Here is a 23326-nt window from a genome sequence, read left to right as displayed (position 1 = left end):
GCTTCTCAGCGGTCCTTCTGCCAAAATAATACGCCCTGCCGTCTCCTCTGTCAAGAAGTTTAGGCATTTTCGGAAATTCCGAAAGAGATTTCGCTTTCGGGAACCCCCAACCGTCACCCCAGTGCCACATCCAGCACCATCATCACGCTGAAGCCCACCGCGAAAAACACCGTGCCAACGTTGGAGTGCTGCCCCTGCGACATTTCCGGAATCAATTCCTCCACCACCACATACAGCATGGCTCCGGCTGCAAAGCTGAGCAGATAGGGCAAAGCGGGCACCACGATGCCTGCCGCCAGAATCGTCAACACTGCCCCGATGGGCTCTACGATGCCGGACAGTACGCCGCCCCAGAATGCCCGGCCTTTTTTCATTCCTTCCGCCCGCAGGGGCATGGAAATGATGGCACCCTCCGGGAAGTTCTGGATGGCAATGCCAAGGGAAAGTGCCAGCGCCCCGGCGGCGGTGATCTGGGCAGTTCCGGCAAGGTATCCGGCATAGACTACGCCCACTGCCATACCCTCCGGGATGTTGTGCAGCGTCACCGCCAGAACCATCATGGTGGTGCGCTGGAGCTGGCTTTTTGGCCCTTCGGCCTGCAAACTATTCTGGTGCAGATGCGGGATGAGATGGTCCAGCAGCAGCAAAAACAGGATGCCCAGCCAAAAGCCTGCTGCCGCCGGGAAAAACGCCAGCCTGCCCAGATCTGCAGCCTGCTCCATAGCCGGGATCAGCAAGCTCCATACCGATGCCGCCACCATCACTCCGGCGGCAAAGCCGGTGAGGGCGCGCTGGATGCGGTCACGCAGAGAGTTTTTCAAAAAGAACACACAGCCCGCCCCAAGGCTTGTACCTAGAAATGGAATCAGGATCCCCCAGAACGCGTCTTGTATCATGTAGTACCTCCTTGCGGTTATTCACAACTAACTCCGCAAAAAGTATACTGCGCTCCGGCAAAAAGGTCAAGGGCTTTGCGGTATAGCGAATGCAGATCGTTTCCTGCATCGAAAAATTCACCTCTGCAAACTTGTCTGTTTCTGCTTGGCAACGCCCGGTGGGAGTGCTATTTTTACTTCGCGAATTTGTTTTGCCTAACCATCTGAGGGGTTTTTCCCCTGCATTTTTTTGCATCAATTGTTAGGCAAAGCTAACTATTTTTTCAAAACTGAGATAGAGGTGTGTTACCATGAGATTGAAAAAAGTATTTGCAGGTGCACTTGCGGCCGCTATGCTGGTATGCGCTGTGGCAGTCCCGGCCTTCGCTGCGGAAGAGGTGGAACAGGAAAACTGCCTGACCTCCAGCTATGTCCAGATGAACATCCCCTACGCCGACTTCTACAAGGCTGCCGGCGTGGACAACGCATCTGAGATTGACGCAGTGACCAGCGCCACCAAGAACAAGACCCGTGCGGGCAATCTTGCCGCCGGTTCCTACCACGTCAACGCGGACGGCTCCGACATCACCGGCGTTTCCTTCCCGGTCAAGGTGCTGACCCCGTGGGCGCTGAAGAATGCAAAGCAGGTCACCGATGCCGACAGCTACGACATTACCGTTACCCTGAAGGGCAAGGAATCCACCACCACCTACACCGGCGCAGATGCCTTGTTTGAGAACGAGAGCTACGCTTACTACAAGCTCAGTGAGACCCCTGCCTACTACATCACCGCATGGTATAACCTGCTGAGCGGCAAGTGGGAGTTTGGCAAGGTCCACGCCACCGAGACCACCGTAGAGGGCACCACTGTGGAGCTGAATACCAACGGTCACCATGCCACCTACGAGATGAAAATCTCCGGTTTTGATCTGGACTACAAGGCCAACAAGGTCTACGGCGTAGTTCTGACCACCGCCGATGGCAGTGAATACGGCCTGCATCATGTGACCAACATCTGGCATGGTACCAAGCTGGGCTTCAACGCCGATGATCCTTACTTTGCATCCATCATCGGCAAGAAGATTACTCAGATCACCTTCTACGCCGCCGACGGCGTGTATGTCCTGCCGGTCAATGTGGCGCTGTGAATACACGGGAAACTGCCTAATTTATTGTAAAATATAACACAAAACGGCAAGGTCGCTTGGCATCAGGCGGCCTTGCTTTTCCGTGTCAGGAGGAGTTGGAATGAACAAAAAACGATGCCATACACTGCTGCCGCTGGTGCAGCTGCTCCCGACGGTGGCGGCAGCGGCAGCTGTACTTTTTGCCCTGCCCCGCACCGTTCCGGTGCTGGCCGCCGTGCCGGAAAAGCTGACAACCGTGGTGGAGCAGCCTGTGGAAGCCGCTTCCTCCGAAGCGGAGGAAGAAACCCTGCCCAAGCTGCCCTATGCCGACGGCGTTTACGTCGGCTCTTCCCGGGGCTACGGCGGTGCCGTCCGAGTACAGGTCACCATGGAAAACGGCAGCATCACGGAGGCGGAGATCTTGGACGCATCCCACGAGACCAAGCAGTTTCTGCGGCGTGCCAAGCGGCTTTTGACCACCGTGGTGGAGACTCAGAGCTGGGAGGTGGATGCCGTTTCCGAGGCCACCTATACCAGCCGGGGCATTCTGGGCGCAGTGCAGAACGCCCTGACCGGCGAGGTGGTCAACAATCCCCTGCCGCCCCAGCCAAAGCCCGCTGCAACGCTTGTGGTGGAGGAATTTACGGCTCCCTCCATCTACTTGGACGGCATCTACACTGCCGAAGCCATGGGCTTTGAGGGGCAGATCACAGTGCAGGTCACGATGGCAGAGGATAAAATCACCAATATCACGATCCTGAGCGCCGAGGACGAGGAGGAATATCTCTCCCGGGCAAAACAGGTCATCCCCGCCATTCTGGAGGGACAAAGCCCCAACGTGGATACTGTTTCCGGCGCCACCTACTCCTCCACCGGAATTCTGAACGCGGTCAAGCTGGCACTGGCAAAGGCCGCTGTTGCCCCGGCAGAGAAAACCGCTCCGGAGCAGACTGCATCGGAAGAGACGGCAGAGGAAACCGCACCGTCTGAAGCAGCAGAGCCCGGGGAAACGCCGGTCACCGCGCCCACCGTGGAGGTGGTGCAGCCGGAGGAAAAGAGCGCCGTTCCCGTGTGGCTCAAGGAAGTATGGCAGCAGCTTTTCCCGGCAGATGCACCGGCATCCTCTGAACCGGAACCGGCATCTTCTGAGGAAGTGCTGCCGACATCCGAGCCGGCACTGCCGCCGGAAGAGACCGGGATTGAATCTGAAACGGAAGGAGCAGCAGAATGAAATACAAAAATTTTCTCCTCCGGGCGGTGAACCTGCTGCTAATTTTGGGGGTACTGTGGCAATACCAGCAGGTGGCGCTGATCCGGGCGGCAGCGGTAAGCCAGCGCAAGCAGGAAATTGCCGAAGTTGAAGCCTACAATGCTTCCGTTTTGCAGGCGCAGAGCGCAGCACAGGCAGAGCAGAGCGGCTACCGGGACGGCATCTATGAGGGCAGCGCCTATGGTTTTGGCGATGTCATTCAGGTGTCGGTGACTATCCAGAACGGAAAAATGACCGATATTGCGGTGCTGGATGCTTCCGGCGAGGATAAGCCCTACTATAAGCAGGCGCTGCCTTTGCTGGACGAGATGCTGGCAGTGCAGTCTGCTGAGGTGGATACCGTTTCCGGCGCTACCCTCACGGCAGAAGGACTTATCGGTGCGGTAGAGAACGCACTGGGAAAGGCGGCAGGATGATGGAAAAAACACAGGCAAAGCCTTTAACAGCGGCGCAGCAGCGTCAGCGGGACAAAAAGCGCCGTACATGGCTGCGCACCGGGGTGCAGTTGTTCTTCTTTGTGTCCATGCCGGGCGCATTCGTGGCCGGGTTTTCCGGGGTAAAACAGATCTTTCTGCACATTGGTGCAGGCGAGGTGCTCTCTGTGGACAGCTTCACACTTTCCCTGCTGGGGCTGTGCGGCTTCACCCTGCTTTTCGACCGTTTTTTCTGTGGGTACGCCTGCGCCTTCGGCAGCTTGGGCGATGCCGTCTGGGCGCTTTCCGGGCTTATTCAAAAAAAGCTGTTCCACCGCAAAAAGCAGCTCCGTCTGCCGGAGCGGGCGGTGCTTTTGGGGCAGAAGGTCAAATATCTGCTGCTGGCATGGCTGGTAGCACTGTATGTGACCCGGCAGGAAAAGATGCTGACCGGCGCAAGCCCGTGGGAGGTGTTTTCCCGCCTGACGGCTCTGCATCTGCCGCCGGAGGGCTTTGGTGTGGGCATCGGGCTGCTTGTGCTCATTTTGCTGGGTATGGCGGTGCAGCCCCGGTTCTTCTGTCAGTTCCTCTGCCCCATGGGAGCGGTGTTTGCCCTGCTGCCGGTGCTGCCATTTGCGCGGCTGCACCGGCAGAGCGACGGCTGCATCCCGGGCTGCAATGCCTGTAAACAGCAGTGCCCGATGTGCCTGAAGCTGGAGGAAACCAGCCTGCGCAGCGGGGAATGCATCGCCTGTGAAGCCTGCGTTGGCACCTGCCCCAAGCAGAACATCCACCGGTGGGATACCACCTTGTGCAAGCGTCTATGGCTGCCGGTGCTGGGTAAAGCGCTGCTCTTCTTCCTGCTGGGCTGCTGGCTGGGCTTTTGCCGATTCATCTGAACTAAAAAAGGAGGCTGCTGCGCAGTATTTGTGCAGCAGCCTCCTTTTGGCTGGGAGATCTATCATTTCGATACGCCGGAGCATCTGCGGACGCTCCGGCGTACCATTTTTACAGGGAAGACTTCTGCTCCAACAGGTCTGTCATGCTGCGCAGGCTGATGCCAAGGGTGGAAAGGTTATGCAGCATGGCGCTGGTGGCAGGGGGAAAGGACATTTTCCCACTTCTCCGCTCTTATTCGGTAACAGCCCAGACCCGCGCAGGCAGACCAGTTGCACCTTCAATGCGGGGATAAGAAACGATGACTACCGCACCGGCAGGCTGAACTTTATCCAGATTTGCAAGCACCTCCACCTGCAGCTTGTCGTTATCCAGAACATAGCGCTCGCAGGCAAGGTCACCCTTTTCCTCCGCCACCGCAGAGGAATCGGTATCCAGCGTTTCGTGGCCGTTGGCGGCGGCATTGCGCACCTTGTAGATATACTCCAATGCTTCCAGCGACCAGCCGGGGGCATTTTCTTTGCCCTCTGCGTCGATGCCGGACAGCGCATCCATATCCGGCCACTTCTTGTACCAGTCGCTGCGCAGAGCCACCAGCGCACCATCCGGGATGGGACCGTACTTTGCTTCATAGGCCTTGATGTCCTCCACCGTCACAGCGTAGCGAGGGTCTTTCTTGGCCTGCTCAGAAATATCAATGACCACCAGCGGGAAAATCAGGTCATTCACATCAAACTTTTCGGACAGCGCTTTGCCCTTGATGAAGTGACCCGGGAAGTCGATATGGGTACCGAACTGTCCGGGGAATTTGAAGGTTTGGATCAGGCATTCCAGTTCCGGCTTGCCCCAGTCCCACACGGTCTTTGCCAGCTCTACAGAGCCTTCCGGGATGCCGGACCAGTAGGGGCTTTCGTTGTTCAGCGAGTGAGAAAGTTCCACCCAGCGATATTTTTTAGCATCCTTCAGTGCGTTCCACAGTTTATAATCAGCCATTGTCGGTTCTCCTTTTATTGTGACGATGTATGTTCGGGCACTTCTCCCAGACAACGGCATCTTCCTGGTTTTTCTCAGTCTGTCTGCCGGGAATTTGTCTGGGAGCAGCGCATTCGCCCGGGTAGTCTGTGCCGGGCATCTGCTGTATGTTTCATCTGCCTGTGCTCCCTTCCTTGTGTTGGGGATAGTATAAACCCATTTTCGCACCATGTCAATAGGTTTATTCTTTCAAAGACTTCCCGGGCAAACGACAGGTCAGCAAACCGTTCGCCCTTGCAATAACGTTTCGTCACCCCCTTTCCCTTTTATCGCAGCTCTTCCAGCAGGGCGGTGCAACCCTCCAGCACATCCTGCCATGGCAAACAAACAAGATCTTCTTCATCTTACTCTCCCAGCACCTCGCCCAGTGCCAGAACAGCGTTGCGGACGCACTCCGGGCACGGGCACAGCGGTACGCCGTTCTCTATTCCCTTCAGATCCTTGCAGATGGTAGCACCGCACTTTTCCTGAAAGTTTTGCAGCAGTTCCTTAGAAATGCGGGGTGTGCCCTTGCCGTCGGTGACGATGCCCGCCACCATCACAGCGCCGATCAGTGCGCCGCAGGTGCTCTCCATGCAGCCCATGCCGGCGGCATAGCCTGCGCCCAGCTTCATCAGGGTGTCGGCATCCACCGGCAGTTTGTCCTCAAATGCCTTCAGCACCGCCTGTGCACAGTTGCACTGTCCAGTAGCTTTCCATGCGGCAGCCTGTGCCGCCCGTTCTTCGATGTTCATTTTAAAGTCCTCTTTCTTTGATGAATCGTAGTTTATTCGACATTATCATAAAATTCCTGTAACACTGTTGCCAATTCCTCCGGAGATTCTATGTTTGCTTCATGACCCGCTTTCAAAAGTTCATGGAAGTGGGAATCACTCAAATAACTGGCAAGTTCCTTTGAGGCTTTTTTGTTTGCGTTGTCCTTTTCCCCACAAATGATCAATGCCGGACAGGACACCTTACATAATGAATCCCTGAAATCCAATTCCGTCATCGTACCGCACAAGCTGATCACATCTGCTTTCTTGAATCCAAATTGCTTGAACATTGTATTCGGCATAAAGCGAAACAGCATATTCTGGAACTTCAATAGCTTTTCAGGCATTTTATATTGTGCTGCAATTAGCACCAGTGCCTTTACTTTATTCGGATGGTCTATCGCATAATTAAGTGCCAGAACAGCACCCAAGGAAAGCCCGCACAAGACGATTTCGTCATTTTCCTTGTTGCACTCTTCTGAGAATGCAGTATACAACTCCTTATAGGTGGCCGCTTTTCCTTCCAGCATCTCTGCCAAGCTCAAGCTGGCGCTTCTATCCGAGACCTTCGTTTCTTTTATTACTCTGTCCCAACTGTCTGGTTTTTGTCCCAACCCATGTAAGTACAAAAACTTCATCTAATTTCCGCTCTCCTTCACACGTCCTGCTGCTTCCTTTCCAGCGCTTCAAAGTGATACCGGGGCTTGCCTTTGCTCTTTTTGCCATACTCGATGGCCTCTTTAGGGCAATAGCAGATGCAGGCCATGCAATGGGTGCAGTTTTTGCCCCAGACCGGCTTGCCGTTTTCCAGACGGATGTTGTTCAGAGGGCACAACTCCACGCACTTACCGCAGCCGATGCAGGCATCCGTTGCCCGGAAGGCATCCGCTTTTACAAAGAAGCGATAGAACACCGGGTTCACCGGGCCGCTCATAAAGCGGTCGTAGAGGTTCTCTCTCGGCGGAGGAAATTCCTGCCCGGCCTTGAGCTGCGCCAGCACCTTCTGAAGTGCAGGCTCTGCCTGCTCCACGATGCTCCGTGCCTGCTCCTTTTGAGGTGCATTGAACATGGCAATGTAGTTTTCCGGCATGATGATCTGAGCTGTGCCCATATACTGCAGCTGCTTTTGCGCTGCAAGCTGCCGGTTATAGCCTGCCGCATTGCCAATTTCGCTGCCGCAGTCCATCACAAACCAGATGCGCTCTGCCCCGGTCAGCTCGGTCTTGCCCAGCCACTCCGACACCACCCGGGGGATGCGCCATGCGTAGGTAGGCGTTACCAGCACCACGTCACGCCCGGTCTGCACCGGGGCGGTATCACCTGCCTTGATACAAGCGTTCAGGTCGTAAAGCGGCATCTCCAACCCTTCGGCAATGCGCCGCGCCAGATACCGGCTGTTGCCGGTTCCCGTAAAATAAAGTACCATGGCTGCTCCCTCGTTTTTTGTGTGGTTTTCGGTTGCCTGTCCGCCCGGCAAACTGGAACTTGTCGGGGCGAGGCCCCTCCATCTTGCTGCCGCAAGACCGTTCGGTCGCTTGAAAGCCCCACTGGGGCTTTCATTGTTCCGCTTCGCTCCACAAACGCGAATTGTTTACTTCTTCGTCTTAGGCGCAATAAGCAACATGACTGTCACAAGAATATATAAACCATACAGTAACCAAGTAATGGTATTGTTCCAAGGAAAACTCATTTCTGGATGGTTCAATGCAAACACTATAAATGCAATAGCTATAATCAGCATTATTAAACCGAGAATCCTTGATATACGCTTTTTCATGCAAAGCACTTCCTTGTCAAACTGGAATTGTTAATCTTGAACTGGTCCTATAATGCCAAATGCTATTGCATCAATAAAAAGCACGAACGCTATCACACAAACAATTAAAATAGTTGCAATGACTTTAATAACAAGTTGTTGATTTTGTCTTAAATTACTCTTACTAACAATCCTTAAGACAAAAATCAAAGCAACGAGGATGATAAAAGAAATAATATTATAAAGAACCACTGTTTTCATCTATGTGTCCTTCTTTTTTATATCAATTCCGAGTTGCCGCTCTCCGTATGCCATAGTCTCCGCACGCAAAAAGCCCTTTGCGGCAAGGTGTGTGCTTACACCTCGCCCGCGAACTTCATGCCCCAGCTCATGCGGGTGTCGTACATCAGGTGGGTCAAGGCAAGGCTATCCTGCGGGGTGTAGCGGTCGCTGCCGGTACGTCCCAGCTTGACGCAGCGGCTTGCTTCCCGGATCTCATACTCAAAGCCGTTGATGTCCACCGGGCAGCGGATGACCTCCGGCTCTTTGCCCTCCACTTCCAGCGTCATGGTCTCGGCGTGCTGGAAATCCGGCAGAAAGATACTGCCCTTGGTGCCAAGGATGCGGGCATTGCGCTCTAGCTCCTGCCCAATGGTCTGGACCGACTCTGCCATGCAGCCGCCGGGGTAGGTCAGCGCAAGGCGGCTGTAATCATCGGTGCCGTACTCGTTGATGTGCACCTCTTTGGTTTCCACCTTTTCCGGGTCCTGTCCGGTAAGGATGCGCAGAAAGCCCAGATTGTAGATGCCGATATCCAGCAGCGCACCGCCGCCCAGACCGGAATCAAACTTGCGATTCTTCCGGGCACCGGAGGCAACAAAGCCGTACTGACAGGTGATCTGCTTCAGCTCCCCGATGGTGCCAGCAGTAAGGATCTCGCGCAGGCGGTCGTACAGCGGCAGCAGCCAGATCCAGAATGCCTCCATGAGAAAGAGGTGCTTTTCCTCTGCCATATGGTACAGCTGCTGCGCCTGCTCCGGGCTGATGGTAAAGGGTTTTTCGCACAAAACATGCTTGCCCTGCTCCAGACAGAGCTTGCAGTTTTCGTAGTGCAGGGTGTTGGGGGTGGCAACGTAGATAGCCTCCACCTCCGGGTCGGCGGCAAGGGCTTCGTAGGAGTCATAGCAGCGGGGAATGCCGTACTGCTGCGCAAACGCCTGTGCGCTTTCCATGTGCCGTGACCCCACGGCAACAAGCTGCTCCCCTTCTGCGCCCATCTGTTCCACCGTAGATGCAAACTTTTTGGCAATGGTGCCGGTCGCTAAAATTCCCCACTTCATAACAGTACCTCCCGGTTTATTACTTTGGATTCGTTGCGTTCAGTATACCATGGTTTTCCCCTGCGGAAAAGATAGTGAAAAACAAAAATGTCCCCGGAGGGCTTGTTCCAACTCTCCGGGGACGATTCTATGCACCGGTATCTTTCATCTTGTTCCAAACATTCTCATCCATTATAATAAAGACAGAGAGAAGGTGCCAACATGAAACATCGCATTGTGACGGCTGCGCAGATGAAGGAAATTGAACGAGCCGGGGATGCCCACGGTCTGCCCTACCTGCAAATGATGGAAAACGCCGGGCTGGCTGCTTACGCAGAACTGCAAAAGCAATTCCCGCATCCTGGCAGACTGCTGGTGGTCTGCGGAAAGGGCAACAACAGCGGCGATGGGTTCGTGATCGCCCGTGCCGCCGCAAAAGATGGCTGGAACGTGACCGTTCTTCTGGCCGAGGGCGAGCCGAAAACTGCTGACGCCATCCGCAATTTTGAGCGTCTGCACTCCCTGTCGGTGCACATCTGCGCCGACGGTTCTGTACTGGAAACGCAGCGCTTTGATGCTGCTGTGGATGCCCTCTATGGCACCGGGTTTCATGGTGAACTGCGGCCTTCCGGCCTTGCTGCCTGCGGGCTGATGCGCCGTCTGCACAAGAGCGGTGCCTTTGTGCTGGCCGTAGACCTGCCCAGCGGCATCAATACGGACACCGGCGAGGTTGCCGAAGGTGCTGCCCATGCGGACTTGACCGTAACCTTCGACAGCTATAAGCCTTTGCATATCGCAAAAACCTCTGCGCCGCTGTGCGGAAAGATCGTCTGTGCCGACATTGACATCCAGGATGAATGGCACCCGGAGTTTTGACGAGGGCTTGCCGCTGCGGAAAAGCACCTGCGCACAAAAGAGCCGCCGCACAAATCACTGTGCGGCGGCTCTCTAGCTCTCCGCTCCGACGGTGTCACATCCTGCGCTCAAGGTTCTGCCGGAACAGCTCATACGCTGCCCGCATCTCCTCCGGCAGACGCTTCAAGGTTTCCTGCTGCAACTCGGGCGGCATCCCGTAAAAGGCTTCGGCAATGCCGCCGGTGATGCAGGCAAGGGTGTCGCTGTCGCCGCCCAGAGAGACTGCATTCAACAAACGCAAATAGAGTGTCATTCCCTCCCTTTTTTCACGCTTCCCGCTGCTCCACGATTTCCAGACTGTCCCGCCCGACATGGCAAAGCAGAAACAGCACGCTCACGCCTGCGGCTTTCGCTTCAGCCAGCGCTGTGCCAAACTCCGGCTGCGTGCTAACATTCGGCCTCACCTCGGTGATGCCTTCCATCTGGATCACAAAGGCTACTGCGCACTGATACCCTGCCCGCTGTGCCTGCGCTAACTCATGCAAGTGCTTCACGCCCCGTTCGGTGGGTGCATCCGGGAAATAACCAATGCCGCCCACTTCCAGCGTGCAGCCTTTGACTTCCAGCAGGTATTTCTGTTCGCCCTTTTCCATGTAAAAATCAATACGGGATTTTCCGTAGGGGAACTCCGGCCTGACAAGGTCAAATTCCTGCTTTGAGAGCCATTCTCCTACCACCTTGTTGGGTGCCTGACTGTCCATATTGACCCAGCCAAGTTCCTGCTTGCGTACCGCCACAAGGTCGTATTTTGTCTTGCGTTTCGGGTTGTCTGACACTTCCAGACGCACCGCCGCACCGGGCAGCAGCAGTTCCTTGCACCGTCCGGTATTTTTGACATGGACGGTTTCCACCGTGCCGTTCACATCTACATGGGCAATAAAACGGTTGGGACGGTCAAGAAAAATGCCGTCCACGATCTCTCTGTATTTCAATATTTACTCCATTTTTGTCTGATACGCCTGCGCCAGAACCATTGGCTGCACGCCAAAACAGGCCCCTGCAAGCGTTTAACCACTGGCAGGAGCCCGTTTATTTCTTAAAGTTTCGTCATCCACAGACCATGCAGGTTGCAGTAGGCGTAGACCGCCACCGGCTTTTCGCTGCCCAGCTCAAACACCGCCTTGGGTGCCTGCCCGGGGGTAAGATAGCGGAGCTGTCCGCCGTTTTCGGTCTCCACAAAAAGCCACTGGATGTGGTGCACATCCACCATGGGGTGCTCCACCGCACCCACCGTAACCGTGAGGGTGCTGCCGGAACGCTCTGCCACCGGCAGATGCTTTTCACCGCTGGCTTCCACGGTGTTGGGGAGCAGCTCCTTCATCTTTTCGCCGCAGCAGACCAGCGGAACGCCTGCGTTGTGGATGGTGGTGACCAGATTGCCACAGTGCTCACAGATATAAAACTTTGCCTTCATATTCAAATCCTCCATCGGAATGTTGTTGGTGTTTCCTGTGACCATATGATAACATTTCCTAGTTAGATTTTCTGTGACTGGGTCACGCAAGCAGTCCAGTGCTGTGGAAATGCCCTCAGCTTCCCATGGCAATAAGCACCAGCACGACCACCACCGCAATGGCGATGAGGCAGCCGCAGCCGCTTCCGTCTCCACCACTGCCGCCACCATTGTTGTGGCCGCCGCCACCGCCGCCGGACGAGCCGCCGAAGTTGCGGTTGAAGGCCGTCATGTACTGGGCATAGCCCGTGTCACCTTTGCCGAAATAGCCGTAATCATCGTTTGCCATTGTATTTTCCTCCATCCGAAGTGTGTTTTGCTTCTTCTGAGGTTATTTTACCGGAAGAGGTATCCAATAAACCTCTCTTTCAGTATTTTTTGCCGTCTCATTCTTCCCGGATTCCCAGATACACATCAATGTCCATGATACCCTCCCCGCCGAGTTCCACCAGATCTTCAAAGGGCACCACGGTGTCGCCCACCTGCAGGGTGCGGAACACCGGGTCGATGCGGTCTGCTTTTCCGGTCAGGGTGATGTAGTTGCCCACTGCGGGAACCTCCGGGTGAGCGGTATCCTCCTTGAAGTACCGCACCGTGATGGTCATGCCCTTGGTAACCTGCATCAGCCGATCGGACAGAGCCGACATTTCTTCCTCGGTCAGAATGCGCTTGGTCACCCGCTCGGTGCGCTGCTTTTCTGCGGCAAGCTGCTCGTCATAGCCCCGCAGCGGAGAGAAGGGCGAGAAGATCTTGGCACGGTTCTGAAGGGTCATGCGGGGGTGCTTGCGGAGGGATTCTTCGGTCTGGGGGCGTTCCATCTCTAGGATGTCCCCATACTTTTGGGCGGTCTCCCGCCCGATTTTGCTATTTTTGTAGTTTTCCATCTGAACCTCCCGCCGAATCTCCTGCACTGTGCCCGCCGATTTGTGCGTTGCGCTGGCGCATGGTGGCACCCTCCTCGTAGCTGCTGGCTTTCAGCACGGCGTTTTTGCCGTACTTGTTCTTGATGCCCAGCATGGCTTGCTGGAGTTTTTTCTCCCTTTCCAGCTTCTTGGTGTCGGTGAAAAAGTCCACCTGATAGAAGCCCTCGTCCGGCGTGACCTTGTTGGCGTTGATGGTAATGCGCCGCACCGTCAGCGCCGGGTCGGTGATGCGCTCAAACAGCTTTGCGCTTTCGTTGATGAGGGTGCTGCCCAGATTGGTGGGCGCATCAAACCGGATAGTGCCGTGAGCTGCCTTGGGGATGGTTCTGCCGTAGCGGTCGGTCTGGGTCAGACCACGATAACCGCCCTTGTCCACGTTCTCCCGGTCGTAGCCTATCTCCAAGGTGATGGATTCCGTCACCAGCTTCTTTTCGGTGAGCCGGAACATCAAGATTTCTGCCATTTCCCGGACAATGAGTTTTGCTTTATCATACGGATAAGGAGTGGAAAGCACCTGTCCCTCGCTGATGCTGTTGGTGCCGGGCTTGTAGCTTTTGATTTGTTCCATACCGCAGGGCTCATAGCCCCATGCGTGGTCAATAAGGATTTCTGCATCCACGCCGAAAATCTCATACAGACGATCTTCTCCATGGATGGAAAACCGTGCCAAGTCTCCCATGGTGTAGATGCCGTGGGCTTCCAGTCGCTTGACGGTACCGGGACCAGTCATCCAGAAATCGGTAAGCGGGCGATGGTTCCACAGCAGATACCGGTAAGACTGCTCGTCCAGCTCTGCAATGCGGACACCATCCTTGTCCGCCGGGATGTGTTTTGCCACAATGTCCATGGCCAGCTTTGCAAGGTAGAGGTTGGTGCCGATGCCTGCCGTTGCGGTGATGCCGGTGTTGGTCAGCACCTCCCGCACCATGGTCATGGCAAGCTCGTGGGCGCTCATGTGGTAATAGGGCAGATAGCCCGTCACATCAATGAAAACCTCGTCAATGGAGTAGGGGTAGATATCCGCCGGGGACACATATTTGAGGTAGGTCTTGTAGATTTGGGTGGAAACATCCAGATACCGCTGCATCCGGGGCGGCGCAACAATGTAACTCAGCCCCAGCGTCGGGTCTGCGTTCAGGGCATTGGCATCAAAAGAGGTGCTGGCAAAGCGGTACTTGCCGTCCTCTCCCCGGACTGCCTTTTTCTGCCGGATGGCGGTCTGCAGCCGCTGGGCGTTGACCTCTTTCACCCGCTGAACGGCTTCAAACAGCCGTGCTCTGCCGGGTATCTTGTAGGCTTTCAGGGAGGGAGACACCGCAAGGCAGATGGTCTTTTCGGTGCGGGAGGCATCTGCCACCACGAGATTGGTGGTCAAGGGGTCCAGATGGCGGTCTACGCACTCCACCGAGGCATAGAAACTTTTCAGGTCGATTGCCAGATAGGTGCGCTGTGCTGCCATACTTCAGCCCTCCTTTGCAAAAGTCACAACTATTTATCTTATTATAATAAATCTTTACGCTGTTTTCAAGATGGAACGGCTATTTTATCTGTGATATAGACAACAAAAAAGAGTGGCAGCATTTCAAGCTGAAACGCTGTCACTCTGTAGGAACTGCGTAATGACTGACGATTATCCTTCTACTTTGACCGTAGCACGATCGCTCTTTGCGTTTCCATCCGCATCCAGCGTGATATGCACAAAATGTTCCGGCTTATCATAGTCCTTTGTCTCGCCGTCATCGGTATAGTATTCATAGGATGCACCATCGGGAGCATAGGCAAGCAGGCGCAGATCTGCAAAATCCACATCGGCAACGCTCTGGATCTTTTTGCCGTCCTTGGCAAGGGGCAGAAGGTGCCCCTTGCGCATAAAGAACACCACTTCATCCAGCTCCACCGGAATGTAATGATGGCCTGCCGGCAGCACGCTGGTTTCGATGCGGTTGCTTTCGCTGCACTTTACCCGCACCTGCAGCATCTCCTCCGGCAGATAAACATACCGACCACGGGCATTTTGCTCATATACCGGGGCGATCAACAGGCTTTCACCGATCATCACCTCATCCTCCACCCGGCGGGCAAAGTCGTCCTCCGGGAAGGCGAACGCCAACGGCATACAGTACATGCCGTCGTGCAGGGCAGCTTTCATGTACTCGCTGTAAATGTAGGGCAGCAGCAGGTAGCGCAGCTGTAAAATACCAGCAAAGGCAGCCTTGTTCTTAAAGCGGTAGGGCTCCTGCCGGCGGGTGCCGTCGGCAGAGTGGTTCCGCAGCAGCGGAGAGAAGATGCCCATGCCGTACCAGCGCAGCACCAGATCCTCCGTGGTATTGCTGCCAAAGCCGCCAATGTCGGGGCCTTCGTACAGGAAGCCGCACATATTCAGGGAGGGCATCATGTGCAGCGCAAGCAGAATGTGGCTCCACCAAGAATGGTTGTCGCCAGTCCAGATGCCGCCATACCGGTGCATCCCGATGCAGGCAGAACGGGAGTATATCAAAATGCGCTTGTCCGGCTCCAGCCGCTCGAAAGCCTCACCTGCCGCACGGGTCATGTTATAACCAAAAAGATTATGTACCTTGTCGTGCCGCATACGCCCCTGTTTGGTGTTGTGGTAAAACAGCTTATAATCGTTTTCGTTGTTGGAAAGCCCTGCCACCATGCCGGTAAAAGCACCAAAGCTGGAAATATCCAGGTTTTGCTTGCTGTATTTCTCAATTTGAGCAAAGGTCTTTTTCAGTCTTTCCTCTGCGTAGAAGATAGCAGGCTCGTTCATATCATTCCAGAAGCCCTCGATCCCCTGATCCAGCAGAACTTTATATTGACTGCCAAACCAAGCACGGGCTTCCGGGTTGAGCATATCAGGGAAGTGTACCCGTCCCGGCCACACACCGGCTACAAAGGGGGTGCCATCCTGATTCGTGCAGAAGTAGCCGTTTTTCACGCCCTCCTCGTACACATCATATCCATCTTCGACCTTGACTGCTGCATCGATGATGGGGACAAGATGGATGCCCTGCGCTTTCATCTCGGCGGCAAAGTCTGCAAAACGCGGGAAGCGCTGCGCATCCACCGTAAAGTCCTTGTAACGCTCCATGTAATCGATATCCAGAACCACAGCGTCCAGCGGCATATGATTGGCACGGTAATTTGCCACCACCTCGCGGACCTCGTCCTCGTTCATGTAGCTCCAGCGGCTCTGGGCGTTGCCAAAAGCCCATTTGGGCGGAATATAACTGCGCCCCACCAACTGGCGGAACTGGTGCACAATATCGGTCAGGCTTTCGCCCTCAATGATGTAGAGATCGTAATTTTCCTCGGCCACCGTGACCCGCAAGGTATCCAGGTCGGTGTAGCCGCAGTCAAAGGTGACCTTGCCCGGGTAGTCGATAAAAAAGCCAAATGTATCCTTGCCGGACACGATCATAAAATTATAAGCACCGTACAGCGAGGATTTGCCCTCGGTATGGTTGCCGTCATCGGAGCATTTGCTTTCGTACACCCACCCGCGCTTGTTGATACCACGGACATTCTCGCCAAGACCATACAGGACATCCTGCGGTTCCATGGCATAGGAGAAACCATCCGGCTCCTTGGTCAGATAGGGTATCGTTTCCATCATGGGCAAAAAAGAACCCACTACACTTTCGGTATCAAACGGTTGCCCGTATTGCTTTTTGTAAATCATAGCAAAACACCTCTCCTTTGTTTTTTGAATCGCATGCTGATCCTGTCGAGATAAAAATTTTCTTTAAATCCAAACGATGCAAAATCATCTCGCCCGATGCACCGCGAAACGAAACACCACCATTATGATAGATCGTCTCCCGCATGGCCTGAAATGCATTTTTTCCCAGCCTTACCGTATCGGAAGTGTAGATTTCATCTGTAAGCCTTCTATCGAATTTCATTTTCATCCTCGTAGGGTTTTGATTCTGCCGCGCACTTCAATTCTGGTATGTCTTTTATGGTCAACTGGCATACTGATTTTTGATCAAGCTTGTACAGCATCGCTAGTATAGTATACTTGCGCAGCATTTCGATTTCAAGCGCTAATTGGCATTGGCTGTGTAAAAAAGAGAGGCCAATCTGCGTAAAAATTTGCGCAAGTTGATCCCTGTGCTTTTTCACAATCCGGCTATCCGTATAGACAGTCATCTTGCGATGCGGTATACTCGAACCAGATCAACATTTTCAGGAGGAAAATCATGGCGGGAGAAAACAACAAGGTCGTTATTGTTACCGGCGGAAGCTCCGGCATCGGACGGTGCACGGCATCTGCTCTGAAGGAGAACGGCTGCATCGTCTATGAGTTCAGCCGCAGAAATATCCCTATGGAGGGTGTTACCCATCTGTCTGTCGATGTGACCGATGAAGATGCGGTCAACGCCGCTGTGCAGCAGGTCATCCAAAAAGAGACCAAAATCGATGCAGTGATCAACTGTGCAGGCTTTGGCATTTCCGGTGCGGTGGAGTTTACGTCCATGGAGCAAGCCAAAGCACAGTTTGATGTGAACTTTTTCGGGACAGTCACTGTAAATAAAGCGGTTCTCCCCTTCATGCGCCATCAAGGGAAGGGGCATATTGTGAACATCAGCTCTGTTGCTGCCGTAGCGCACATTCCGTTCCAGACCTTCTACTCTGCAAGCAAAGCCGCCGTTTCTTCTTACTCTTACGCTCTGGCAAACGAAGTCAAGCCCTACGGCATCCATGTTACCGTCGTAGAACTGGGTGACATCTGCACCGGATTTACAAAAGCACGTCAGAAAAGCAGTCTCGGCGATGATGAATACGGCGGACGTATCTCCCGGAGCGTCAGTCAGATGGAGCACGACGAACAAAACGGCATGGACCCGGCACGCATTGGACGGTACATCGCCGGTATTGTGGAGAAAAAGAACCCGGCAGTCGTTTATGTTGCCGGTGCACAGTATAAATTCCTGAGCCTTTTGTGCAAGCTCCTGCCTGCCGCAGCACGCGGAAAGATCGTGGGGAAAATATATGGGTAACAGGCGCATTGCTCCGCAAAGCTGCTATATCCGTATTTTGTGGACAACGAAGCAGAGTTGTTCTCCTCGGAGTCCGGAAAAAAGGCAAGCCCTCCTTCATAAATTACAGTAACCGTTTATGATACTATGGGGAGGGGTCGGCATGTTTTTATCTCTTCTGCAATTTTTTGCCACAAAGTTTCTGGTTCTGGCGCTTCATCTGGAAAGCGGCAGCTTTCCGCGGCCCCTCTCTGCCCGGGAGGAAACCGAAGCCTTTTCCGCACTGCGTGCCGGTGACCCTGCCGCACGGGAAAAACTGATCCGGCACAATCTGCGTCTGGTGGCACACATCGTAAAAAAATACTACGCCCTGCCCGGCGATCAGGACGACCTTATTTCCATCGGCACCATCGGCCTGATGAAAGCGGTGGATACTTTCGACTCTGACCGTCGGGCACGCTTTTCCACCTACGCCAGCCGGTGCATTGAAAATGCTATCCTCTCCCCAGCGCACTTTCAGATGGAAAAGAGAATCCACTCATTTTGCAAAGCAGCGTAAATGCGTCAAAATGGGTTTTCTGGGCTCAGGAAAGCGGTCACCTTTTTCTGCTTCAAAAGGTATCATGTGAGGTATCCTGTCTAACCCCTCTCTACATCCTGCAGGTGCCGCTTGCCGGGCCGCACACCACTTCGGAAGCACAGGAATTCTTCCGTATGTACCACTCTTACGCCGACATCCCAGACCCATGGGACCGTCTGCGCTGGTGCCGCTACAGCCTTGGTCTGCTGCAAAAAGAGGTTGCTGCCATGGTGGGCATGGAGGAATGGCTCTATCGGGATCTGGAAAGCGGCGCATTTCACCGCAGCTTCACGCCCGAATTTGCGGACAAGCTCGCCGCCCTTTACAGCATCCCGGTGGAGGACATTCTGGACGACTACACCCTGTTTCTGCACCGGGGCGGCGGAGCCTTCCTCCGCAGATACCGGGAGGCAAAAGGCTGGAACCGTCAGCAGCTTGCCGACCATGCAAAGGTCAGCCGGACAAGCATCCGCTGCTGGGAGAGCGGGCAAAAGACCATCAGTCAGAAGTGCTTTTGCCATCTGGTGGAAAACCTTGGTTCCGATTTTCCATCTATGCTTCGCATGTGAGGTATGGCAATTTTTCTCCGGTCAAACGAAAAAGCTCGTCTGCAAGCCACGATATGTGGCAGCGCAGACGGGCTTTCGTTATGGAATCATTCTGTTTCAATTATTCTGATATTCGCTCTGACTTACATAGCGTTCCGTAAAACACGCAGTCGTTCTTCAAACATTGCTTTCCATGCCGGATGCTCGGAGAATACGGTGTGCTCCACCTGACGGACTTGGTTCAGTCCGATGTTCCGCACCGCTTCCACTGCAGCATCTTTTTGGCTCAGATGGCGTTTTCCCACAGTCAGACAGTTTGCGCCTTCTGGCGTGTCGTACTGCTGAAACGCTCGGTTAAAGTCCATCAGGTCATGCAGACGGATGGGCTGATTGGTTTCGTTGTCTACCAGCAGACCCCAATTTTCCCAATGACGGTCAGTATTGCCCACCAGATAATCCAGAATGTTCATCATATAGTAGCTGGGAGCATCCAGCTCTAAGATCTTATCCAGCGTGTTCCAATCATGGTTCGTGCAGTAGACGTCATAGGCTGCATAGGTCACAAGACTGTATCGCTGAGATGTCATGATTTTGCTGATAGAAACCGGCTCATTTTCAAACATCCCCTGCTCATACAGTACCTGATGGCAGTCAAAGCACCGGCAGATTTTGCTTGCCAGCACTTCACGTTCCACCGCATCCCTGCCGCCATCCTTGTAAAGATAGAATCCATCCTCTTTGCGCACCCACGCCTTGGGGTACAAGCCGCCCGTAGACAGGTCATTTGCCAGAAGATGGGCGTTGGTCACCGTCATTTGGTGCCCCCGCAGCGCAATATCCACAAGCGCATTGCTTAAGGAGTGTGCAAAAAGGTTGATATCCTCGAATCGAATCTTCTCGTTTTCTTCTTTCACCCAGAACACATCCAGCAAAGACAGACAATGGTAGGATAATGCAATCTGTGCTCGTTCCCTGTCCGTAACACTCTGAGATGCACCGATACTGTTCAGGATTTCCTTGGCGTAGGTGCGATCCAACGTCAACATCCGGGAGGCGCACCAATAGTAAAAGTTCGTTACATTATTGATGCGTTCGTCAAAATCATCCGATTCCACCAGAACCAGATCATAGGGCATGAAATCCTCGAGGCAGACCCTGCATTTCCCTGTCGTGCTGAGTTGTGCCACACAGCTTTCCCGGTGCATGATCTCGTAAAACATGATTTTCATCCCTCCCTGCGTTCTGTGTCTTGCTCTGTATTTATATTACCTTCTTTTTTCACGGGACGCAAGAGCTTTTACTTTTCAAAAAGCTTTTTCTGCTGCTCCATCAGGACGGTTTCGATACGCTCTTTCAGCAAAAAGTGGAACTGTTTTGAGTGTTATGCAATGCCATAGGATACCATATTGGCTGCCAGCAATCAACAGCTTTGTTGTGTCAGCCGCATTTCAAAAGACTTATGTAGCACAAAAAGCCCCACGCTCAACACTGCCTCTGAATCTGACCGTCTCTGGTCAGAGCAGAAAAGCATATGTTGAGCGTGGGGCTTTGTTTATCGGCTCGGCTGCCAGCCGGGCTTTTGGTGTTCCTTGGGTTTGTAAGTTCCTTTGGTAGTATCGATCACCGCCTGCAGCAATTCGAGCTTCTGCCATGTGGGGCAGTTCAGACGGTCGATTTTTTCGATCACATAGTTGGCGTGGGCGGTTGCGACCCGTTTTCCGAGTTCGTCCCATCCCTCTTTCGTTTTAGGGTAATGTACCACCACTTCAATGGGGGGCACTCTTTCGCATGGCTCACTCACCTCCGGTTACATCGCTATCACCTCATTTTTACGGGTTACTGGTTGTCCGCTATTCGCTGCGGTTTCCGCTCAGAACGTTCAGAGCCAGACTGACCAGCAAAGCCATATCAATGCGGAGCATTTCAGCCTTGCTGGCATAGCCCATAAAGCGTTCGATGTTCTACGGCGATTCGTTCGCAAGTGCGTTTTTCTGAATCGATGTGATCATTTTGATCACATCGATCAACCAATAAAGGCCTCCGAATCTCTTTCTTATTAGGAAAAGATTCAGAGGCCTCTGTTTTACAATTTTTCGGAATAGCGGCTTTCACCAGCAGCGTCATGGGACGGCCCAGTTCATCTTTCATTCCGGGAATCCTCAGCATCTCTGCAGAGGTTCGTTGTCATATTCGCTGGTATGGAGTGGTTTCACTGGCTGCATTGAACTTCTGATAACATCCAAAATGGTCCGATCCGCCGGGAGCCACGGAACGGAATCAATGTCATCTTTTGTCAGCCACCGTGCAGCTTCCGCTTCTTTCAGAACAAGATCGCCGGAAACCACTTCACACCAGAAGCAGTCCATGGAAAGATGAAACGCCGGATAATCGTACTCGATTGTCCCAATTAAATCCCCCACGGTGATTTCCGTGTCCAGTTCTTCTTCGATTTCCCGCTTCAGAGCCTGCTGCGGGGTTTCGCCCGGCTCGATTTTGCCGCCCGGAAACTCCCATTGACCTTTGTAGTCACCATAGCCGCGGGCGGTAGCGTAGATTTTGCGTTTTGCCTGCATGGAATCGCAGATCACAGCGGCCACAACACGAATCGTTTTCATAACGTTCTCCTTTTGAATTCATTAGGCCGACCGTCAGAAGTCCCACCGACACGATAGAACACCCTGTTTCCTGCTTTTCTTGCAGTAAGCAGCCCCATCTCATGGAATTTCATCACAAACGTCCGAATGGTTGCATACGCAGCGTTTCGGAAATCCTTTTCCAGCTGCTTTGTGGTAAACTCCTCTGCACCATAAGCAGACAGAACATACTCCCAGAGCAGCCGTTCTTTTTCTGTGATTTTTCCTTCCGCAAGAGCAGTTTGATATACCTCAAGATCAGTTTTCGGCGGGACTGCATCCACCTGCAGGCGGTTATAGACCTCATTGCAGAAGTAGAACAGAAAGGGAGTCACATCCGTATAGCCGGAAATCAGAGCATTTCTCTCCACGCGTTCGTAGGCTTTGTAATATGCGCCCTTGTTTTCAGCGATGTATCGGGAAAACGGCGTGAACAGTGCCGCAGGATAGCCCTGCTGAACAAGATACCAGAGGTGGAATAGCCGTGCAGTGCGTCCATTCCCGTCAAAATAGGGGTGGTAGTACGCAAAGGCAAAGTGCAGAATGGCAGCCTTCTGCAGCTCATTGATGCCGTCATTGGCATTCGCAAAATCGACAAGACATTTCATGGCACCGGGAAGCCGCTCTGCCGGAAGTCCCGGTCTTGGTTCTTCACCGCCCACAATAAAAACCTCGCCATGCCGATAAAAGTGGTTTGGCAGTAATCGATCTTCATCCGGGAGATAATCCCCTGTGCTGATCTGATATAGGTGATGCAGATTCTCCTCGGTGATCGTATTCTGACGATTCGCGATAAACTCCAGTCCGCGCTTCATACCATAGATGTAGGCTTCTTGTTCATCACGAGGGGCATAACCATCGAGGATATAACGGATACTGCTGCGGGTCGAGCGGATACTTTCAATTTGAAAAGTAGCATAAATTTCCTCGGTCATCGCCGACAAACCGAAGTTTTGTCCACTGACAGGGACAGAGAGCAACTGCTTCATACCATTTGTTGAAATTTGCGCAAGGTTCGGCAGGTAAAACAGCTTATTTCCAGAAAAATCAGTCAACGGCAGAGGCCGCGCAAAGTTTTGCCGCAGCAATTCGGCAAATTCTTTGACGCTGACAGTCGAGTACTTGTATTCCATCCGATTGAGTTCAAACAAATGCTTATCTGAAAGCATTTTGGCAAACTGTGCCCCATCCATTCTGTCCACCTCGAAGTTGATACTTATTGATACTATATAGTATCAATATACCGATTCTTTATAAAAAAGTCAACCGAAACAGGCCGAACCAACTTTTTCCATACTCTCCGTCAAAATTCCCGTGGTTCCGTCACAGATCACATCTCCATCGGCTTATTCCCCACTTCGTCCAGATACGCATTCAAAAATTCCGCTGCAAGGCTGTTGGGACGGATGTTTGCTCTGGCTTCCTGCGGGGTGAACCACTTGCAGCGGTCCACTTCGTGGTTGATATGCAGCGCCTTTGCGGTTCTGACGAAAGCCGTAAAGTTGCACATCAGCGTGTTAGACGGCTCAAAAAACTTGGTACGGTTGAACCGGAGGTGCTCTACTTCCAACCCGGTTTCTTCCCGGACTTCCCGCACCACGGCGTGTTCTTCTGCCTCACCGCGGTTCACATATCCAGCCACCAGAATATAAGAGGGCTTGCCGTACTGCTGGATGAGCAGAATTTTCCCGGTTTCCTCATCCACAACAATCATGCTGACCGCCACATTGTACATCGGGAAACGGTATTGCTGGCATTTCGGGCAATAAGGCACAATGCCCTCTTCTTCCAGTTCTTTTTCAATCAATGCCGTGCCGCATTCAAAGCAATGCTTCTGAATCATTT

29 protein-coding genes are annotated in these 23326 nt (G+C 53.4%); 8 read left to right on the top strand and 21 right to left on the bottom strand.

Features of this window, described 5'->3' with window-relative positions:
- Positions 1 to 113 precede the first annotated feature (113 nt).
- The gene (locus tag ACGHP1_RS04935) at positions 114 to 896 is read right to left on the bottom strand and encodes a ZIP family metal transporter (RefSeq protein WP_338428667.1); all 783 of its coding nucleotides are present in this window, start codon (positions 894 to 896) and stop codon (positions 114 to 116) included.
- A 290-nt stretch (positions 897 to 1186) separates the two neighbouring features.
- Here ACGHP1_RS04935 and ACGHP1_RS04930 point away from each other — a divergent pair, with 290 nt between their 5' ends.
- The 4 genes from ACGHP1_RS04930 to ACGHP1_RS04915 all read left to right on the top strand — a co-directional run bounded on the left by ACGHP1_RS04930 (position 1187) and on the right by ACGHP1_RS04915 (position 4584).
- Positions 1187 to 2023: a hypothetical protein gene (locus tag ACGHP1_RS04930; protein WP_390508139.1), complete on the top strand. Its 837-nt coding sequence runs from the start codon at positions 1187 to 1189 to the stop codon at positions 2021 to 2023.
- 100 nt (positions 2024 to 2123) lie between these two features.
- Complete coding sequence (locus ACGHP1_RS04925) at positions 2124 to 3233, top strand: FMN-binding protein (protein ID WP_390508137.1); 1110 nt, start codon at positions 2124 to 2126, stop codon at positions 3231 to 3233.
- Positions 3230 to 3688 (top strand): FMN-binding protein, encoded by a 459-nt coding sequence (locus ACGHP1_RS04920; protein ID WP_154255819.1) that lies wholly within the window; start codon positions 3230 to 3232, stop codon positions 3686 to 3688. Before ACGHP1_RS04925 ends, ACGHP1_RS04920 begins: the two co-directional genes overlap by 4 nt.
- A complete protein-coding gene (locus tag ACGHP1_RS04915) occupies positions 3685 to 4584 on the top strand; it encodes a 4Fe-4S binding protein (RefSeq protein ID WP_337679664.1) in 900 nt (299 codons plus the stop codon). Before ACGHP1_RS04920 ends, ACGHP1_RS04915 begins: the two co-directional genes overlap by 4 nt.
- Positions 4585 to 4816: 232 nt before the next feature.
- Here ACGHP1_RS04915 and ACGHP1_RS04910 read toward each other — a convergent pair whose 3' ends face one another.
- The 6 genes from ACGHP1_RS04910 to ACGHP1_RS04885 all read right to left on the bottom strand — a co-directional run bounded on the left by ACGHP1_RS04910 (position 4817) and on the right by ACGHP1_RS04885 (position 9465).
- Positions 4817 to 5575, bottom strand: a complete 759-nt coding sequence (locus tag ACGHP1_RS04910; protein ID WP_154255816.1) for a cyclase family protein — start codon at positions 5573 to 5575, stop codon at positions 4817 to 4819.
- A 383-nt stretch (positions 5576 to 5958) separates the two neighbouring features.
- The gene (locus ACGHP1_RS04905) at positions 5959 to 6348 is read right to left on the bottom strand and encodes a C-GCAxxG-C-C family protein (RefSeq protein WP_390508133.1); all 390 of its coding nucleotides are present in this window, start codon (positions 6346 to 6348) and stop codon (positions 5959 to 5961) included.
- A gap of 32 nt (positions 6349 to 6380) precedes the next feature.
- Complete coding sequence (locus tag ACGHP1_RS04900; protein WP_390508131.1) at positions 6381 to 7007, bottom strand: alpha/beta fold hydrolase; 627 nt, start codon at positions 7005 to 7007, stop codon at positions 6381 to 6383.
- A 17-nt stretch (positions 7008 to 7024) separates the two neighbouring features.
- Complete coding sequence (locus ACGHP1_RS04895; protein WP_390508129.1) at positions 7025 to 7795, bottom strand: EFR1 family ferrodoxin; 771 nt, start codon at positions 7793 to 7795, stop codon at positions 7025 to 7027.
- A gap of 381 nt (positions 7796 to 8176) precedes the next feature.
- Positions 8177 to 8386, bottom strand: coding sequence for a hypothetical protein (locus ACGHP1_RS04890; protein ID WP_097772305.1), 210 nt, complete (start codon positions 8384 to 8386; stop codon positions 8177 to 8179).
- Between the two features lie 95 nt (positions 8387 to 8481).
- A complete protein-coding gene (locus tag ACGHP1_RS04885) occupies positions 8482 to 9465 on the bottom strand; it encodes a Gfo/Idh/MocA family protein (protein WP_223387932.1) in 984 nt (327 codons plus the stop codon).
- A gap of 201 nt (positions 9466 to 9666) precedes the next feature.
- Here ACGHP1_RS04885 and ACGHP1_RS04880 point away from each other — a divergent pair, with 201 nt between their 5' ends.
- Complete coding sequence (locus ACGHP1_RS04880) at positions 9667 to 10320, top strand: NAD(P)H-hydrate epimerase (protein WP_390508126.1); 654 nt, start codon at positions 9667 to 9669, stop codon at positions 10318 to 10320.
- Between the two features lie 94 nt (positions 10321 to 10414).
- Here the strand turns inward: ACGHP1_RS04880 and ACGHP1_RS04875 are convergent, their stop codons facing one another.
- The 8 genes from ACGHP1_RS04875 to ACGHP1_RS04840 form a co-directional block, all read right to left on the bottom strand.
- A complete protein-coding gene (locus ACGHP1_RS04875) occupies positions 10415 to 10612 on the bottom strand; it encodes an ADP-ribosylglycohydrolase family protein (RefSeq protein ID WP_390556616.1) in 198 nt (65 codons plus the stop codon).
- Positions 10613 to 10625: 13 nt separating this feature from the next.
- Positions 10626 to 11291 carry a DNA/RNA nuclease SfsA gene (gene sfsA, locus ACGHP1_RS04870; protein ID WP_390508123.1) on the bottom strand — a complete coding sequence of 222 codons (666 nt, stop codon included), beginning with the start codon at positions 11289 to 11291 and terminating at the stop codon, positions 10626 to 10628.
- Positions 11292 to 11395: 104 nt separating this feature from the next.
- Entirely contained in the window at positions 11396 to 11773 is a 378-nt protein-coding gene (locus ACGHP1_RS04865; RefSeq protein WP_390508120.1) for a desulfoferrodoxin family protein, read from the bottom strand.
- 115 nt (positions 11774 to 11888) lie between these two features.
- Positions 11889 to 12101: an HFLK protein gene (locus ACGHP1_RS04860; protein ID WP_120080727.1), complete on the bottom strand. Its 213-nt coding sequence runs from the start codon at positions 12099 to 12101 to the stop codon at positions 11889 to 11891.
- Positions 12102 to 12198: 97 nt separating this feature from the next.
- Entirely contained in the window at positions 12199 to 12696 is a 498-nt protein-coding gene (locus ACGHP1_RS04855) for a hypothetical protein (protein WP_390508118.1), read from the bottom strand.
- Entirely contained in the window at positions 12677 to 14194 is a 1518-nt protein-coding gene (locus ACGHP1_RS04850) for a DNA methylase (protein ID WP_097782044.1), read from the bottom strand. Before ACGHP1_RS04850 ends, ACGHP1_RS04855 begins: the two co-directional genes overlap by 20 nt.
- A 171-nt stretch (positions 14195 to 14365) precedes the next feature.
- Entirely contained in the window at positions 14366 to 16420 is a 2055-nt protein-coding gene (locus ACGHP1_RS04845) for a TIM-barrel domain-containing protein (protein WP_390508116.1), read from the bottom strand.
- Positions 16386 to 16643 (bottom strand): hypothetical protein, encoded by a 258-nt coding sequence (locus tag ACGHP1_RS04840; protein WP_332376106.1) that lies wholly within the window; start codon positions 16641 to 16643, stop codon positions 16386 to 16388. The genes ACGHP1_RS04845 and ACGHP1_RS04840 overlap by 35 nt, the downstream gene beginning before the upstream one ends.
- A 297-nt stretch (positions 16644 to 16940) precedes the next feature.
- Here ACGHP1_RS04840 and ACGHP1_RS04835 point away from each other — a divergent pair, with 297 nt between their 5' ends.
- The 3 genes from ACGHP1_RS04835 to ACGHP1_RS04825 all read left to right on the top strand — a co-directional run bounded on the left by ACGHP1_RS04835 (position 16941) and on the right by ACGHP1_RS04825 (position 18869).
- The gene (locus ACGHP1_RS04835) at positions 16941 to 17741 is read left to right on the top strand and encodes an SDR family oxidoreductase (RefSeq protein ID WP_390508113.1); all 801 of its coding nucleotides are present in this window, start codon (positions 16941 to 16943) and stop codon (positions 17739 to 17741) included.
- Between the two features lie 142 nt (positions 17742 to 17883).
- Complete coding sequence (locus tag ACGHP1_RS04830) at positions 17884 to 18279, top strand: sigma-70 family RNA polymerase sigma factor (RefSeq protein WP_390508110.1); 396 nt, start codon at positions 17884 to 17886, stop codon at positions 18277 to 18279.
- A gap of 155 nt (positions 18280 to 18434) precedes the next feature.
- A complete protein-coding gene (locus tag ACGHP1_RS04825) occupies positions 18435 to 18869 on the top strand; it encodes a helix-turn-helix domain-containing protein (RefSeq protein WP_390508107.1) in 435 nt (144 codons plus the stop codon).
- Positions 18870 to 18991: 122 nt separating this feature from the next.
- Here the strand turns inward: ACGHP1_RS04825 and ACGHP1_RS04820 are convergent, their stop codons facing one another.
- The 6 genes from ACGHP1_RS04820 to ACGHP1_RS04795 form a co-directional block, all read right to left on the bottom strand.
- The gene (locus ACGHP1_RS04820; protein ID WP_390508104.1) at positions 18992 to 20068 is read right to left on the bottom strand and encodes a hypothetical protein; all 1077 of its coding nucleotides are present in this window, start codon (positions 20066 to 20068) and stop codon (positions 18992 to 18994) included.
- A gap of 332 nt (positions 20069 to 20400) precedes the next feature.
- A complete protein-coding gene (locus ACGHP1_RS04815) occupies positions 20401 to 20628 on the bottom strand; it encodes a hypothetical protein (RefSeq protein WP_390508103.1) in 228 nt (75 codons plus the stop codon).
- 143 nt (positions 20629 to 20771) lie between these two features.
- Positions 20772 to 20996, bottom strand: coding sequence for a hypothetical protein (locus tag ACGHP1_RS04810; protein WP_390508101.1), 225 nt, complete (start codon positions 20994 to 20996; stop codon positions 20772 to 20774).
- 11 nt (positions 20997 to 21007) lie between these two features.
- Positions 21008 to 21463, bottom strand: coding sequence for a (deoxy)nucleoside triphosphate pyrophosphohydrolase (locus ACGHP1_RS04805; protein ID WP_390508099.1), 456 nt, complete (start codon positions 21461 to 21463; stop codon positions 21008 to 21010).
- The gene (locus tag ACGHP1_RS04800) at positions 21460 to 22674 is read right to left on the bottom strand and encodes a Fic family protein (RefSeq protein WP_390508097.1); all 1215 of its coding nucleotides are present in this window, start codon (positions 22672 to 22674) and stop codon (positions 21460 to 21462) included. Before ACGHP1_RS04800 ends, ACGHP1_RS04805 begins: the two co-directional genes overlap by 4 nt.
- Positions 22675 to 22811: 137 nt before the next feature.
- Positions 22812 to 23324: an NAD(+) diphosphatase gene (locus tag ACGHP1_RS04795; protein WP_390508094.1), complete on the bottom strand. Its 513-nt coding sequence runs from the start codon at positions 23322 to 23324 to the stop codon at positions 22812 to 22814.
- Positions 23325 to 23326 lie beyond the last annotated feature (2 nt).

Origin of the sequence: Faecalibacterium sp. i21-0019-B1, from assembly GCF_042852915.1 — a bacterium.
Taxonomy (GTDB): domain Bacteria; phylum Bacillota; class Clostridia; order Oscillospirales; family Ruminococcaceae; genus Faecalibacterium; species Faecalibacterium taiwanense.
This window is presented reverse-complemented; position numbering and strand designations above follow the sequence as displayed.